This is a genomic window from Flavobacterium sp. P1_E4, from assembly GCF_056405915.1.
In genome coordinates this window covers 155,808-171,620 of record NZ_JBFUBE010000006.1, presented here as the reverse complement: position 1 = coordinate 171,620, position 15,813 = coordinate 155,808, and the positions used below count along the sequence as shown (strand labels likewise).

Sequence of the window (15,813 nt, the reverse complement as noted above, 5' to 3'; positions counted from 1 at the left end):
ATCAAAAATATAAACGAATTATCTAAACATTGGAAATAGTAATAATATTTTTTCTAATACTCTTAAATGGGGTCTTCTCTATGTCTGAAATTGCATTAATTTCGGCCAGAAAAAACAGATTGGAAACCGCAGCAAAAAAGGGAAACAAAAGTGCCCAAATCGCTTTGGATTTAGCCAATTCCCCAAATAAGTTTCTGTCAACAGTACAAATAGGAATAACACTTATTGGGATACTTACCGGTATTTACAGTGGGGATAAAATCACCGCAGATGTCGAGCTATTTGTAAGAGGATTTAAGATATTGGTTCCGTTTGCTCATTCAATTGCAGTTGGAATTGTAGTTGTAGTATTGACGTTCTTTTCATTGGTATTGGGAGAATTATTGCCTAAACGGATTGGGTTGAATCATCCTGAAGGTATTGCTAAAGCTGTAGCATTACCTATGAAAATTGTTTCGATAATTACTGCTCCTTTTATATGGTTGCTGACTACTTCGACAGATTTTTTATTGGATGTATTGCAAATAAAACCTACTGCTGACGGGAAAGTTACAGAAGAAGAAATAAAAGCAATTATCAAAGAAGGAACCGAAGGTGGTGAAGTTCAGGAAATAGAGCAAGATATCGTAGAGCGTGTTTTTCATATTGGAGATAGAAAAATCAATTCGTTGATGACGCATAGAAAATCAGTTATGATGTTGCCTCTGCATGCCAGTAAAATCCAAGTAAGGGGGTTTATGATCAAAGAATTGCATTCAGTTTATCCGGTTTATGGCGATAACCATGATGATATTGTTGGAGTTGTTAATTTGAAGAGCATTTTTGCCAATGTTGATAATGAAAATTTTAATTTACCTGAAATTCTTACCGAAGCTCCTTTCATGATGGAGCAGACGACTGCTTATAAAGCATTGGAACAATTCAAAAAAACTGGAATTCATTATGCATTGGTTTCCGATGAATATGGTGTTTTTCAAGGAATTATTACGTTGAATGATATTCTGGAAGCCTTGGTTGGAAATGCATCCGATTTTTATAAAGATGATTTTAAACTAATCGAAAGAGAGGATGGAACCTGGATGGTAGACGGGCATTATTCGTTACACGATTTCCTTACCTATTTCGAGCTGGATGATTTGATAAATGATTATGAAGTGACCACCGTGAGTGGATTAATAATGACTGAATTATCTCGTATCCCAAAAGAAGGAGAAAAGTTGATTTGGCAAAAATTTGAGTTAGAGGTCATCGATATGGATGGCGTGAAGATTGATAAAGTAATGGTTAAAGCCTTAAAGGTTTAAAAAAAATAGTTTAGAAGTTTAGAAGTTTATGAGTTTAGAAAATCAACTAAGCGATTAAACGATTAAGCGATTAAACTTTAAACAAGAAGATATGACAGAAGGGAATTTTGTAGATTACGTAAAAATTTATGTTTCTTCAGGAAAAGGGGGGAAAGGATCTACGCATTTGCATAGAGAAAAATTTATTGAAAAAGGTGGGCCAGACGGTGGTGATGGCGGACGAGGTGGACATGTTTATTTAGTAGGAAACAAGGGACTTTGGACTTTGTTTCACTTGAAATTTGCACGCCATATCAAAGCTGGATATGGAGGAGACGGAAGTGGAGACAGAAGCACCGGTGCCGATGGTGAAGATAAATATATCGAAGTACCATTAGGAACCGTTGTAAAAGACAAAGAAACGGGCGAAACCTTATTCGAAATTACCGAAGACGGTGAAAAACAAGTCCTATGTCGTGGTGGAAAAGGAGGATTAGGAAACTGGCACTTTAGAAGCTCAACAAATCAAACGCCTAGATATTCTCAACCAGGTTTGCCAGGTGTGGAAATGGACGTGATTTTGGAACTTAAAGTATTGGCCGATGTAGGTTTGGTAGGTTTTCCTAATGCTGGAAAATCAACGCTATTATCTGTGTTGACTTCTGCAAAACCAAAAATTGCAGATTATCCTTTTACAACATTGAAACCAAATCTTGGGATTGTGGCTTACAGAGATTTTCAATCTTTTGTAATCGCCGATATTCCTGGAATTATTGAAGGTGCTGCCGAAGGAAAAGGATTAGGTCACTATTTCTTGCGTCATATTGAGCGTAATTCGACTTTATTGTTTTTAGTTCCGGTTGATACACCAGATATTAAAGCAGAATACGATATTTTGGTTAATGAATTGACCAAATACAATCCAGAAATGTTGGATAAAGAACGTTTATTGGTGATTTCAAAATGCGATATGCTGGATGATGAACTGAAAGCTGAATTAAAAACAGAATTAGACGTTGCTTTCAAAGACATTCCATATATGTTTATCTCATCGGTTGCCCAACAAGGTTTGACTGAATTGAAAGACAAATTATGGAAAATGTTGAATGATTAAAACTTCAGATTTTATAATAAAAAGGTGTTCTAGCAATAGAGCACCTTTTTTTGTTTTTGTGCCTAAGTTTGATTACTGTTTTTCCTTTTTTTGGATGATGGCAAAAAGGTAGAATGCTAACCCTTAGCCCAATGTCATTAAGTTAAGGGAGAAATTAAAAAAATAGCACGCAGATTCGGCAGATTCGGCAGATTTTTTCACCCATTTTTCTGCGGAAATCTGCGTGAAAATAAAAATAGTAATTCCTTAACTTAATGACATTGCCCTTAGCCCCGGTTGAAGTGAAAATCCTCCCGATTTTTTTTCGGGAGATTGTAACGGAGGACGGGACGATATTGACAAAAAAGCCAAATATTTCTGCTCTAAATTAATCATAATAGGTATCAAATAATACTTCCAAAGTTTCTTTAATATTGTTGGCTTTCATGGTCGGGTATTTTACACGGGAATCAAGCCAGTTTTCGATTATTAAATCAAAATTATCTTCGACATCATACAGTACGGGAACACCCAGTTTTTTAAGGGCAGCCGCATTGCATTCTTGTTCATAATGCTTGCGGATAGGAATCGAGAGTATTTTTTTGCCAAGATATAAGGCTTCGGCTGGCGTTTCAAATCCACCTCCAGTAATAATTCCTTCGCAGTTTATGAGGCTTTTATTGAAGTGTTGTTGATTGACTGGGAAATAAGTAACGTTCTTGATTGTGTGTTTGGCTTCTATACCACTCAAGAACCAGTGAAATTTTAAATTAGGAAGTTTGTTGAATGCTTTTTCCAAACAATCTTGTTGGAAGGAGGGTAAATAAACAGTGATGTGTCCCTCATTTTTGGGTTCGGCATTTACGATTTCATCTTTGATGATGGGCGGATAAATAAAATCATCGTATTTGTCAAAATGTAATCCTATGTTTTTTGGGGAGGGAGCATAATGTTTGAGAATCATCTCACCCATAACACTTTTCTTTTCTGGTCTGGGCGTTTTGGCAGAAATAAAACTGGCCTGATGTCCAAATTGTATCGAATGCACTTTTTGCAGTTTACAGGCCAAAGAAGTAATCGAGTCGAAATCGTTGATAACTATGTCGTAGTTTTTTAAGGGCAAAGCATTGGCATCTTTATAGATTTGTTTGGGTTTGATATTTTTGGCAATATCCCAATAATTCAAACCGCCGCATGTACTGTAATGCAAACTGCAACCTTCACTTTTGAATTTTACAGGTAAATTAATATCCAAGGTTGCGTTGTTGCCGCTTAAGAAAAAATCCACCTCACCAAATTTTTTCAGATAAGGATACAATTGCACTGCTCTGCTGATGTGCCCGTTGCCTGTTGCCTGTATGGCATAAAATATTTTCATTTCTGTATATTTTGATTTTAAAGAACGTTTTTCGAGAATTTTTGTATAATGATTTTAAGAAAGAATCTTGTTGACAATGTCATTGTTCACTTTCTCCTCATTACTATCAGAGTCTTTATAGTGTTCTTTTTTATAATGATAAAGACTCCATTTTTGTTTTTTATATTCCAATGCGGTCAGATTTTCAATCCAATCGCCACTATTGAGGTACAATACTTTTCCGTGTTCATTTTCCACTTCCTTCATTTGGGGTTTGTGAATGTGTCCGCAAACTACGTAGCTGCATTTTTTTTGGATAGCGACATCTGCGGCGGTAGTTTCAAAATTGGATATAAAGGAAACTGCTTTCTTGACACTGTCTTTAATCATTTTGGAGTAGCTTCTTTTTTCTTTGCCCAAAACAGTCAAAAACCAATTAGTCAAACTGTTGATCAGTATCAATAAATCATAGCCTTTTCCACCTAGTTTGGCGAGTATTTTGGCATATCCTTTGGTCGAGGAATCGAATACATCACCATGAAAAATCCATGCTTTTTTGCCATCCAAATCCAATGTCAGTTTGTCTACCAATTCGAAATTGCCTAAAACAAAATCAGAGTATTTTCGTAAAGCTTCATCGTGATTTCCTGTGATGTAAATTACTCGAGTCCCAAGATTGGACATTTTTATAATTTGCCTCAACACATTCATGTGAGCAGCCGGAAAGTAGCTTTTGGTGAAACTCCACATATCGATAATATCGCCATTGAGAACCAATGTTTGTGGGTTTATTGATTTTAAATACTGTAGTAATTCTTTGGCGTGGCAACCGTAAGTTCCTAAATGAACATCACTTATAACCACTAATGGAATTTTTCTTTTCCTTTTCATAATTAGTTTTTACGAAAGTAAGACCGCTATGTTATGCTAATGTGTTTTTAGTATTATTTATATATAAAAAACGAACGATTCAGTTTATCCCAGTATTGTTTTGCCAAAAGTTTTAAGGAGTAAGCAAAACTATGATTTTTGGGTAGTAATAGGGATAGTTTGTGACAGTATAGGTATTGTTTATAAGGGGTGTTACGACCGGTTTGTGGTAGTATTGGTGGTATTTTTAGGGAGCTGTACTCCTTGTTTGTAAGGGTATTGCTGGTGTTTTTTGGGGGTGTTATAGGTATTCTTTGGGAGTATTGCTCCTGCTTTATGGGAGTATAAGGGGTATTTTTGGGTAGGTGTAGGGGGTATAATGGGGTGTATTGTCCCTGATTATACTCTAGTTAATTGGAATGAAGCTAGTGTTTTTACAGTGATGATCCAGCAATATCTATTGCATTGAAATATCAGTAATTTCAGTTATATTTGGAGAAATAACAGAGACTGTTGCATAAAAGTTACCTCGATTAAAGGGGCTATGTGTGATGTTGTTAAACATATATATGAGTTATGCACAATCTTAAAAATACAGACTGATAAACAAGTGAAGAAACTTTTTAAATACTCAAGATTTTTACATTGGATGACATTTTTATGTTTGTGCCTGCCTTTTTTTTATACGGGCTGTAAAAAAGCTGAGGCACCTGCTACGGAAGCAGTACAAATCGATTCGACAAGTTTGAACCTTGAGAAAGTTGATGCCATAGCTATAAATAAAGTTACGAATGAGTCTCAGAAATCAATTAGCAAGGCAGAATCAAAGACTGAGGAAGAAACTCTTTCTGAAACACTTTCCCAAGAATATACTTTTTTACAACCGATTCTTGTTTCAAAGAAAGATACGTTTTCAGGATTGGCAATAGTAATAGACTGCGGAAGTTATATTATATTTTTTAGCTTATTTATATATGTTTTATTGTCAATTTTAAGCTTGACAATAAAATACCTAGATTCAAGCGGAATAAAAACTATTGTTCTTTTAGAGGTTTTATCATTGTTTTTTCTAGTCATTTCAAGACCAATTGGAGTTTTTAGCGATAAACTTTGGGGATTATGGGTTGCGATTATTTTATTTTCGGCTGTAACAATTCTTGATATTTATATTTTGACAAAATCTCATCCGAATAAAAGAAAAGACTGTGCATAACAGCTACAACGGATTTGGGCAATAGGCTTAATGGAAAGTTTGGTTTTGTAAGATTCAGTCATTAGCCTAAAATTAAGACATGCTTAACCTTCGATCATATCAAAAGACAAGAAGTCATATTAAAACTAAAATACGAAACAGAACAAATAATTAATTTAGAATTTTTAAACCTTTAAAAAAGTGTTGAGTCAACACTATAAACACTAATACAATACAAATGGAAAAAAAACTACACTTACTACTATTCTTAATATTCATACAAAACATAAATGCACAATGGAGTAATATCACATCTCCATATGCAGGAAATCTATGGGCCATAAAATTCTTTGATCAAAACAATGGATTTATTGGAGGAAATACTGCGATTTTAAAAACTACTGATGGAGGAAACACTTGGACATCAACACCTGTTAGTAATTTTTTGTTATATAGTTTTTCATTTCCAAGTGCAACGGTTGGCTACTATAGTGCAAGTAATAATGTTGTTGCCAAAACTACAAATATGGGACTTAATTGGACGAATCAAAATCCAAATGCAAGCCCATTTGCATTATTATCCGTAAACTTTCCATCTGTTAATGTTGGATATGCTGTGGGCGACTCAGGTGTGATTAGAAAAACTACAGATGGAGGAACGACTTGGGTAAGCCAAACTTCAGGTTTGACAACAGGATTAGAAGAAATTCATTTTTTTGATATAAACAATGGAATCTGTATCGGAAAAAGCGGCAAAATAAAAAAGACTTCAAATGGAGGGTCCACTTGGAATACAGTAGCAAGTGGAACTTCTGAAAATCTATATGATATCTATTTTGTAGATGCAAATACTGGTTTTATAGCTGGAGGAACGGGAACAATTCTAAAAACAGTAAATGGTGGACAGAGCTGGACTTCATTAACATCAGGAACTTCCAGTTGGTTATATACCATTTGTTTCAAAAATGCATCAGTAGGATATGCCGGCGGAGCTCAAGGGACATTATTGAAAACAATCGATGGAGGCGTTACGTGGACACCCGAAGTTTCTGGGGTGAGCTCAGTCAAATCTCTAAATGACATTGTGTTCATAAATAATAGATTTATTGCTGTTACAAGTCAAGGCGAAATAATTACCGATGCATCCAATTTAGGGGTTGATCAAAATAGTATAGATGATCCTATTCTTATAGTATTTCCAAATCCTACCTCTGATATTTTTTCAGTTGATTATCATAACAATGAAAACTTGACTTTAAAAATAAATATTTTTAATATAAATGGTGCTTTAGTAAAATCAGAAGTATTAAATAACAATCAGCAAACAGTAAATATTAAAGATTTAAATAATGGAGTATATATTGTTGAAATTAAAACGGACCAATCTTCAGTTAAGAAAAAATTAATAATTAAAAAATAAAATATGTATAATGAATTAAAGACTCAAAATAAGAAATCCAAATTTTAAAAGATACGATTGAGATAAAAAAACAGTAAAAATTTAATTCTAAAAATCATTGTCAATACTTACCACAATATTAATAAAATTGGCTTAATGGGCAATTGGATATAGATTTACAAGTTTTGGAAAATTCGAAAATAAGGATTAATTTAGGGTTAAGTTATTGGTAAAAAGCATGTTGGGATTTATTTCGTTGCTCTGCCAAAATGAAGTAATATTTTATTGACTCTAACTTTCCAATAAATTAATCTATGGCATCACTTACCAATACCAGAATAGAATCCATTGACTTGCTAAAAGGCTTGGTGATGGTTATAATGGCACTCGACCATGTGAGAGATTATTTCCATTATTCGGCTTTCTTTTTTGACCCAACAGATCCTATTCAAAGTAATTTGCCTATCTTTTTTACACGATGGATAACCCATTTTTGTGCACCTACATTTAGTTTTTTGGCAGGGATTTCGGCATTTATGGTGGGTAAAAGGAAAACTAAGAATGAGCTATCTGGATTTTTATTCAAGCGTGGACTTTGGCTGGTTTTTATTGAGTTGACGGTAGTAGGTTTTGCTTGGTTTTTTGATATTCACTTCAGGACTTTTGGTTTGCTCGTGATATGGTCATTAGGGATTAGTATGATAGTCTTGGCGGTATTAATTTATTTACCAAGAATTTTTATTCTAGTTTTTAGCTTGTTGCTTATTTGCTGTCATAACCTGTTTGACAACGTTCATTTTTCGGGTAATGTATTATGGTCCCTTATTCATGAACAAACTTTTTATCCACTGTCTGAGCATACCCAATTGCTAATTGGATACCCACTTGTTCCATGGATTGCGGTAATGGCATTAGGGTATTATTTTGGTGCTTTTTATGATAAATCTTTTGACGGTAATAGACGGAAAAAAATATTCAACTCTATTGGAGGAATTGCTATAGTCCTTTTTATTCTCTTACGATTGACCAATTTGTATGGAGATCCGAAGCCGTTTAAACAGTATGATACTTTATCTCAAGACCTAATTTCTTTTTTAAATCCAAGTAAATATCCACCGTCACTTTTGTATATATTGATGACTTTGGGAGGGGCTTTTTTGTTTTTGGCCAACACAGAGAAACTCAAAGGGAAGATTGTAGACTTCTTCTCCACTTTCGGAAGAGTTCCTTTTTTTTATTACATTTTGCATCTTTACTTTATTCATATCATAGCGATGGTTTTTGCTCAATTATCGGGTTTTGGTTGGCAAAAATTTATTTTCTCAACATGGATAGGATTTGAACCCAATATGAAAGGATATGGTTTTAGTCTTTTGGTGGTTTATGCAGTTTGGATTGGAATCATTCTTATGCTCTATCCATTATGTAAAAAGTTTGATGAGTATAAACAAATGAACAGGGAAAAATGGTGGTTGAGTTATTTGTAAAAATAATTTGTTAATCAATAAATGAATAGAATAATATGAATCCTAAAGTTGATTTTTATTTTGATAAAATCTCAAAATGGCAACCAGCATTGGAGCAATTAAGAAGAATTGCTCTGGATTGTCAGCTAACCGAAGAGTTGAAATGGGGTACTCCTTGCTACACGTTTCAAGGTAAGAACATTGTTTTAATACACGATTTCAAAGAGTACTGTGCTTTTTTGTTTTTCAAAGGAGCTTTGTTAAGTAATACAGATGGTGTTCTGATCCAACAATCAAAGAATGTGCAGGCGGCGAGACAGATTCGGTTCACTAATGTTGAGGAAATAGTAGAGATGCAAACCATTTTGAAAGCCCATATTTATGAAGCTATTGAAGTGGAAAAAGCAGGGTTGGAAGTTAAATTCAAAAAAACGGAAGAATTCATTCTTGTCGAAGAATTTCAAAAGAAATTAGATGAATTACCTGATTTGAAAAAGGCCTTCGAATCCTTGACACCAGGACGACAAAGAGCCTATATGTTGCATTTTTCGGCACCCAAGCAATCCAAAACCCGAGAGTCAAGGGTTGAAAAAAGCATACCGCAAATTCTTGACGGTAAAGGATTGAATGATTAGTATATTTGTAAAGGAATATTAAATAAGAACATGATAAAATTTCATGTTTTATATTGTGTTTACACCACAACAATTCTTTTGACTTTAAAACTTTTGACTTACTCATGTCTGAAATATTTAAAAAGCATTTAGAAAAATTCATCGAAATAGATGAAAGGGAACTTTCTGATGTTTTGACTTTTTTTCAGATTAAAAAGGTCAAGAAGAAAGAAAATTTACTTGTTGAAGGACAGATCTGTAAATCGCATTATTTTGTGCTGAATGGTTGCTTGCGAAAATTTTTCATTAATGGAAAAGGCATGGAGCAAACCACTGAATTTGCAATAGAAAATTGGTGGATGACAGACAACTTTGCCTACGAGCGAGGTCTGTCAACAGAATTTTATATTCAGGCAGTTGAAAATTCAGAGATTTTAGTAATTGACCGTGATGCACAAGAAAAGCTGTTAGTTGAATTCCCAAAAATGGAGCGTTATTTTAGATTCATTTACCAACGGGCTTACGCAGCTACGCAAATGCGAATAAAATACCTGTATGATTTTTCCAAAGAAGAATTCTACGATCATCTTTGCAAGGGGCATCCTGAATTTGTGCAACGGATTCCACAATATTTGATTGCTTCTTTTTTAGGTTTTACCCCAGAATATTTAAGCGAGATTAGAAATAAAAAGCKTTCTTAAACCAGTTTAAGTTTTTTACATTATCTATTCCTGAAATTTGTATTGTTAATTTAAAACAAACAAATAAAATGGAAAAGAGAATAAACATCAACGAAATTGAACCTCAAGCTTATAAAGCGATGTATGCTTTGGAAGGTTATTTGGCAACATCTCAATTGTCAAAAATAAATAAAGAATTAATAAAAATCAGAACATCCCAAATTAATGGATGTGCGTTTTGTATCGATATGCATACAAAAGACGCTCTCAAATATGGTGAAACTACTCAACGTATTTTTTTACTAAATGCTTGGCGTGAAACCAATTTATTTACAGAAGAAGAAAAAGTGATTTTGGCCATTACCGAAGAAATCACTTTGATTCATAATCATGGTTTATCTGATGAAACGTATAAAAAAGCAGAACAGTTTTTTGACAAAAACACCATCGCACAGATTATAATGGCTGTCGTAACTATAAATGCATGGAACAGAATTGCCGTGAGTACACAGTTGGAACCAGGAAAATAAAACGGTCGTTTACAACGGAATAACAGAAAAGCGCAAGAGTCAAGAACTTTTGTGCTTTTTTTTATGATTAAAGCCTAAGTTGTGCAAAGTTTCTAGCTGTAATATTGATTCGATTTTACTCCTTATTTTTAAGTTAAAAGACTTCTATTCTTTTAAAAATTCTTTATTTTTGGTGAATGAAACTACTGGCAAGCGTCTTTTTGTTATTTCCAATATTATTGTTTTCTCAATCTTTTGAAAAAGGGGAAAAATTGTTCGTTGATGGAAAATTCGATCAAGCGCAACCTATTCTGGAAAATTACTTAAAAAGCAATCCATCAAATCTTAAAACTATAGAATATTTAGGAGATATTTCCGGATACAATAAGTCTTGGGATAAAGCGATTACTTATTATAAAAAACTGAAAACGTTAAAACCCACAGAAGCTAATTATTATTACAAATACGGTGGTGCTTTGGGGATGAAATCTTTGGAAGTAAATAAATTCAAAGCATTGGGGATGATTAGTGAAGTGAGGTCTTCTTTTGAAAAAGCCATAGCCTTAAACCCAAAACACATCGAAGCACGTTGGGCTCTAATTGAGTTGAATTTGAAATTGCCTGGAATTGTGGGCGGAAGTGAAGCGAAAGCCATTAAGTACTCGGGTGAATTAAGAGAAATATCTCCAGTTGACGGGTATTTGTCACATGGTCATATCGACGAATATTTTGATAGATATACAAGTGCCGAACAGCAGTATAAAAGAGCTATTTTGATAGGCGGCTCCAAGGTTTGTTATCAAAAATTGGCCGATTTGTATAAAAATAAAATGAAACAAGCCGATAAAGCCAATAAGGTTTGGGAAGACTATAAAAACAGAAAGTAACGGTTATTTGATAACATAATTGTCAATTAAACCTATTAACGAATAAACGAATAAACATAAATGAGAACACATTTCATTGCCATAGGCGGAAGCGCAATGCACAACTTAGCATTGGCATTACACAACAAAGGATATCAAGTTACGGGAAGTGACGACGCTATTTTTGAACCTTCAAAATCAAGATTGGAAAAAAAAGGAATTCTACCTGTAGAGTTGGGTTGGTTTCCAGAGAAAATCACTGCCGATATTGAAGCTGTAATCCTTGGGATGCACGCCAAAGCTGATAATCCTGAGCTCTTGAAAGCACAGGAACTGGGCCTTAAAATTTATTCATATCCAGAGTTTTTATATGAGCAATCCAAAAATAAAACGCGTGTAGTTATTGGTGGTTCACATGGTAAAACGACTATAACTTCAATGATTTTACACGTGATGCATTACCATAATATTGAAGTTGATTATATGGTGGGAGCTCAATTGGAAGGTTTTGACACGATGGTACACCTTACTGAAGAAAATGATTTTATGGTTTTGGAAGGCGATGAGTATTTGTCTTCGCCAATTGATAGAAGACCAAAATTTCATTTATATCAACCAAATATAGCCTTGATTTCTGGAATTGCCTGGGATCATATTAATGTTTTTCCAACCTATGATTTTTATGTAGAACAGTTTGAAATTTTTATTGATAAAATTACAAATGGTGGAATTTTGGTTTACAACGAAGATGATTCAGAAGTAAAACGTGTTGCTGAAAAAGCGACTAATCCAATACGTAAATTAGCTTATCATACACCAAATTATACTGTAAATGATGGGGTAACATTATTGGAAACTCCAGAGGGTGCCATGCCTATTGAAGTATTTGGAGCTCATAATTTGAATAATTTGGCTGGAGCCAAATGGATTTGTCAAAATATGGGAGTGGATGAAGCTGATTTCTACGAAGCGATTGCCAGTTTCAAAGGGGCATCAAAACGTTTGGAAAAAATAGCCGAAAGTAAAACCAAAGTAGCTTATAAAGATTTTGCTCATTCACCAAGTAAAGTGGCTGCGACTACCAAAGCCGTGAAAGAACAATATCCAAATCGTACTGTTGTGGCTTGTCTAGAATTACATACCTACAGCAGTTTGAATGCCGAGTTCTTGAAAGAATATGAAGGTGCGCTAGAATATGCTGATGTAGCTGTAGTTTTCTATTCTCCAGATGCTGTAAAAATAAAACAACTAGAAGAAGTGACTTATGAGCAAATAGCCAAAGCTTTCAATAGAGAAGATTTGATTATTTACACTAACCCAAAAGATTTTAAAGATTATTTGTTTAACCTAAATCTTGAAAATTCTGCTTTATTATTGATGAGTTCTGGGAATTACGGTGGATTGAATTTTGATGAGGTGAAAGGATTAGTTGAATAAACTAACTATTTTATTTATAATATTTAATGTGCCAATTGCAATTTTGTAATTGGCACATTTTTATTTTATATGGTTGCTGCAGAATCTCATTAAGATAAGAAATGAATTTTATTGTATGATTTTTCTCTTTTTTTAATACATTAGCAAAACTAAGATTATAGACTTATGGGCTCAATAGTAAAAGTTGTAAAAACAACCAGCGAAAATCCTGATTTTTTGTCGTTGATAAAAACATTCGATAAGTATTTATGGGAACGTTACCCAGAATTGAAAACCAATTATTGGGGAAACAATATCATAGAATTGAATCGAAATGTTGTAGTAATTTATTTGGATGAAAAACCAGTTGCTTGTGGTTGTTTTAAAAAGTATGACCAAAACACGATTGAGATAAAACGGATGTTTGTTTCTCCCGAAGCTCGTGGATTGGGTTTGGCTCAAAGAGTATTGCAGGAATTAGAGATTTGGGCAAAGGAATTAGATTATTCGGTTTCAGTTTTAGAAACGTTGTATAAACAACAAGAAGCGATTAGTTTATATCAAAAAGTTGGATATACAATTGTCGATAATTATGGCCCCTATGTGAGTATGGACAAAAGTGTTTGCATGAAAAAAGAAATTTAAGAAGATAATCTATGTTAGAAACTTCATTTTGTCCCATTACCAATTGGTCTGAAGATGACAAGCCTCGTGAAAAATTAATGCTCAAAGGTAAAAACGTTTTGAGTGATGCCGAATTGATTGCGATACTCATTGGCTCCGGAAGCCGAAATGAATCGGCAGTGGATTTGAGTAAACGAATTTTGGCAAGTGTGAATCATAATTTGAATGCTTTGGGAAAGCTGTCAATTGCACAATTAATGAACTTTAAAGGGATTGGTGAAGCCAAAGCGATTTCGATAATTGCTGCAATGGAATTGGGAAGGAGAAGGCGAAGTGAAGATGCAGTAGAGTTAACAAAAATAACATCCAGCAAAGCCGTTTTCGAAATTATGCAACCGATAATAGGGGAGCTGACTCACGAAGAATTTTGGGTTTTGTTTTTGAATAATTCCAATAAAGTACTTTTCAAAACGCAGTTGAGTAAAGGAGGAATGACAGGAACAATGGTCGATGTCCGAATTGTATTCAAAATAGCTTTTGAGCAAAACGCAACTGCAATAATTCTCACACACAATCATCCTTCCGGAAAATTGCAAGCCAGTGATGCTGATATTCAAATAACAAAAAAGATTAAAACTGCTGGGCAACAATTGGATATTCCTGTTTTAGATCATATAATTATTACAGAAGCGGGTTACTATAGTTTTGTTGATGAAGGAATATTTTAAAAAATTTGCTCGAACAAGACATTTGTCTTATATTTACAGACAAATGTATTTTTTATGGAAGCGATTAAATTAAAACCAAGAGGAGCTATTGATAAAGCCGTTAGAGTTTTGGTCAATAGAGTAGAGCAGGAGAGAGGATATAAGCTTTTGAATAAGAAGATCACTTATGATGAGTTTTTGAAAAATAGAATGCTAATCGTCCATGCTATCCGCGAAGGAATTCCGTATGAACTTTTCAATTTGATAAAAGAAATAACCCCATTTAACGAAGAGGATTGGGCTTCTTTTTTAGGAATTTCCACAAAATCACTTCAGAGAAATAAAATCAAAGAAGATTTTATTTTCAAACCTTTGCAATCCGAAAAGATATTGGAATTGGCCGAGGTAACTTCTTTGGGAAATGCTGTTTTTGATACGGAAACACAATTTTATTTGTGGTTAAACACACCTTCATTTGCACTTGGAAATCTGCAACCCATCGAATTGCTTAGAGATTCTTACGGCAAGGAAATGGTGGTCAATGAATTAAATAAAATAGATCAAGGGATTTTTGTTTAATGGAAGTTTTTCGATTAGCACGCAAAAAGTACCCTATTGAGTTGTCTGGAAAAGGAGCTTCAATCTCGGGGGCGCGTTGGAATTCAAAAGGTACAGAGATTATTTATTGTGCCCAGAATAGAGCATTGGCAATGGCCGAAGTTTTGGTCCATCTTTCATTGGCAACATTACCCAATGATTTTGTGATGCTTACAATTAATATTCCTGATGATATTTCGATAGAAGTTTTAGATCTTAATAAAGTAAATATAGATTGGAATGTTTTTCCTTGTACCTTTGAGACGCCTCTTTTGGGCGATGATTTCATAAGAAGAAATGAAGCTTGTGTTTTGAAAGTACCATCAGCGGTAGTGAAAGGCGATTTTAATTTTTTGATTAATCCATACCATATAGATTTTTATAAAATTAAAATTACTGAACAAATTGATTTTCCTTTCGACAAACGAATTTTTAAATAATACCATTACATGTTTTCTACTAAAATAACCGACATATTCTTCGATTTGGATCATACGCTTTGGGATTTTGATGTTAATTCGGAATTGGCTTTTGATGCCATTTTGAAGAAAGATCATCCAACAATAGAAATTGCCGATTTCATAGAAAAGTATGCCCCAATCAATCAAGCCTGTTGGAAATTATATCAATATGATAAAATCACACACGCTGAATTACGGTATAATCGTCTCAAGCATACTTTTGATGCGTTGGAATATTTTGTTTCGGATGCTCAAATAGAAAGTATTGCCCATGATTATATTCAGTTATTGCCTGAAAACAATCATTTGTTTGACGGTACAATTGAAGTGCTGGAATATCTAGAAAAAAAGTATACATTGCATATTATTACTAACGGTTTTGCCGATGTACAATACAAAAAAATAAACAATTCGAATATTTCGGGATTTTTCAAAACAATAACAAATTCTGAAATGGCAGGTGTAAAGAAACCTAATCCTGTTATTTTTGAGTATGCCCTTAATGCGGCTCAAGCCAATAAAGAAAGTAGTATCATGATTGGAGATTGTCTAGAGGCAGATGTGCAGGGAGCATTAAATGCAGGTTTGGACGCGATTTTTTTTAATGACAAAAAAATTAAAGTTCAAGAAGATATTAAACAAGTAACACATTTATTAGAACTAAAAAAATATTTATAAA

General features: G+C 33.9%; 17 protein-coding genes. 15 read left to right on the top strand and 2 right to left on the bottom strand.

Annotation, left to right across the window (positions count from 1 at the left end):
* Nucleotides 1-29 precede the first annotated feature (29 nt).
* Nucleotides 30-1,304: a hemolysin family protein gene (locus tag AC1DY0_RS08590; RefSeq protein WP_477188193.1), complete on the top strand. Its 1,275-nt coding sequence runs from the start codon at nt 30-32 to the stop codon at nt 1,302-1,304.
* A 91-nt stretch (nt 1,305-1,395) separates the two neighbouring features.
* Nucleotides 1,396-2,397, top strand: coding sequence for a GTPase ObgE (obgE, locus tag AC1DY0_RS08585; RefSeq protein ID WP_477188192.1), 1,002 nt, complete (start codon nt 1,396-1,398; stop codon nt 2,395-2,397).
* A gap of 367 nt (nt 2,398-2,764) precedes the next feature.
* On the opposite strand, the gene AC1DY0_RS08580 is transcribed toward obgE, so the two are convergent.
* On the bottom strand, nt 2,765-3,754 hold the full coding sequence (locus AC1DY0_RS08580; RefSeq protein WP_477188191.1) for a glycosyltransferase family protein: 990 nt from the start codon (nt 3,752-3,754) through the stop codon (nt 2,765-2,767).
* A 54-nt stretch (nt 3,755-3,808) separates the two neighbouring features.
* A complete protein-coding gene (locus AC1DY0_RS08575) occupies nt 3,809-4,624 on the bottom strand; it encodes a UDP-2,3-diacylglucosamine diphosphatase (protein ID WP_477188190.1) in 816 nt (271 codons plus the stop codon).
* 589 nt (nt 4,625-5,213) lie between these two features.
* Here AC1DY0_RS08575 and AC1DY0_RS08570 point away from each other — a divergent pair.
* The 13 genes from AC1DY0_RS08570 to AC1DY0_RS08510 all read left to right on the top strand — a co-directional run bounded on the left by AC1DY0_RS08570 (nt 5,214) and on the right by AC1DY0_RS08510 (nt 15,812).
* Nucleotides 5,214-5,816, top strand: coding sequence for a hypothetical protein (locus AC1DY0_RS08570; RefSeq protein ID WP_477188189.1), 603 nt, complete (start codon nt 5,214-5,216; stop codon nt 5,814-5,816).
* A gap of 217 nt (nt 5,817-6,033) precedes the next feature.
* Nucleotides 6,034-7,215 carry a T9SS type A sorting domain-containing protein gene (locus AC1DY0_RS08565; RefSeq protein ID WP_477188188.1) on the top strand — a complete coding sequence of 394 codons (1,182 nt, stop codon included), beginning with the start codon at nt 6,034-6,036 and terminating at the stop codon, nt 7,213-7,215.
* 293 nt (nt 7,216-7,508) lie between these two features.
* Nucleotides 7,509-8,681 (top strand): acetyltransferase domain-containing protein, encoded by a 1,173-nt coding sequence (locus AC1DY0_RS08560; RefSeq protein WP_477188187.1) that lies wholly within the window; start codon nt 7,509-7,511, stop codon nt 8,679-8,681.
* Nucleotides 8,682-8,716: 35 nt separating this feature from the next.
* The gene (locus tag AC1DY0_RS08555) at nt 8,717-9,295 is read left to right on the top strand and encodes a YdeI/OmpD-associated family protein (protein ID WP_477188186.1); all 579 of its coding nucleotides are present in this window, start codon (nt 8,717-8,719) and stop codon (nt 9,293-9,295) included.
* A gap of 104 nt (nt 9,296-9,399) precedes the next feature.
* Nucleotides 9,400-9,975 carry a Crp/Fnr family transcriptional regulator gene (locus tag AC1DY0_RS08550; protein WP_477188185.1) on the top strand — a complete coding sequence of 192 codons (576 nt, stop codon included), beginning with the start codon at nt 9,400-9,402 and terminating at the stop codon, nt 9,973-9,975.
* 68 nt (nt 9,976-10,043) lie between these two features.
* Nucleotides 10,044-10,484 (top strand): carboxymuconolactone decarboxylase family protein, encoded by a 441-nt coding sequence (locus AC1DY0_RS08545; RefSeq protein ID WP_477188184.1) that lies wholly within the window; start codon nt 10,044-10,046, stop codon nt 10,482-10,484.
* 176 nt (nt 10,485-10,660) lie between these two features.
* Nucleotides 10,661-11,350, top strand: coding sequence for a tetratricopeptide repeat protein (locus AC1DY0_RS08540; protein ID WP_477188183.1), 690 nt, complete (start codon nt 10,661-10,663; stop codon nt 11,348-11,350).
* A gap of 60 nt (nt 11,351-11,410) precedes the next feature.
* Nucleotides 11,411-12,766 (top strand): UDP-N-acetylmuramate--L-alanine ligase, encoded by a 1,356-nt coding sequence (locus tag AC1DY0_RS08535; RefSeq protein ID WP_477188182.1) that lies wholly within the window; start codon nt 11,411-11,413, stop codon nt 12,764-12,766.
* A 165-nt stretch (nt 12,767-12,931) separates the two neighbouring features.
* Entirely contained in the window at nt 12,932-13,390 is a 459-nt protein-coding gene (locus tag AC1DY0_RS08530) for a GNAT family N-acetyltransferase (protein ID WP_477188181.1), read from the top strand.
* A gap of 11 nt (nt 13,391-13,401) precedes the next feature.
* A complete protein-coding gene (gene radC, locus AC1DY0_RS08525) occupies nt 13,402-14,097 on the top strand; it encodes a RadC family protein (protein WP_477188180.1) in 696 nt (231 codons plus the stop codon).
* A gap of 54 nt (nt 14,098-14,151) precedes the next feature.
* Nucleotides 14,152-14,655 carry a type II RES/Xre toxin-antitoxin system antitoxin gene (gene parS / locus AC1DY0_RS08520; RefSeq protein WP_477188179.1) on the top strand — a complete coding sequence of 168 codons (504 nt, stop codon included), beginning with the start codon at nt 14,152-14,154 and terminating at the stop codon, nt 14,653-14,655.
* A complete protein-coding gene (locus AC1DY0_RS08515; protein ID WP_477188178.1) occupies nt 14,655-15,113 on the top strand; it encodes an RES family NAD+ phosphorylase in 459 nt (152 codons plus the stop codon). The genes parS and AC1DY0_RS08515 overlap by 1 nt, the downstream gene beginning before the upstream one ends.
* 9 nt (nt 15,114-15,122) lie before the next feature.
* The gene (locus AC1DY0_RS08510; RefSeq protein ID WP_477188177.1) at nt 15,123-15,812 is read left to right on the top strand and encodes a YjjG family noncanonical pyrimidine nucleotidase; all 690 of its coding nucleotides are present in this window, start codon (nt 15,123-15,125) and stop codon (nt 15,810-15,812) included.
* The last annotated feature ends 1 nt before the right edge of the window (nt 15,813 follow it).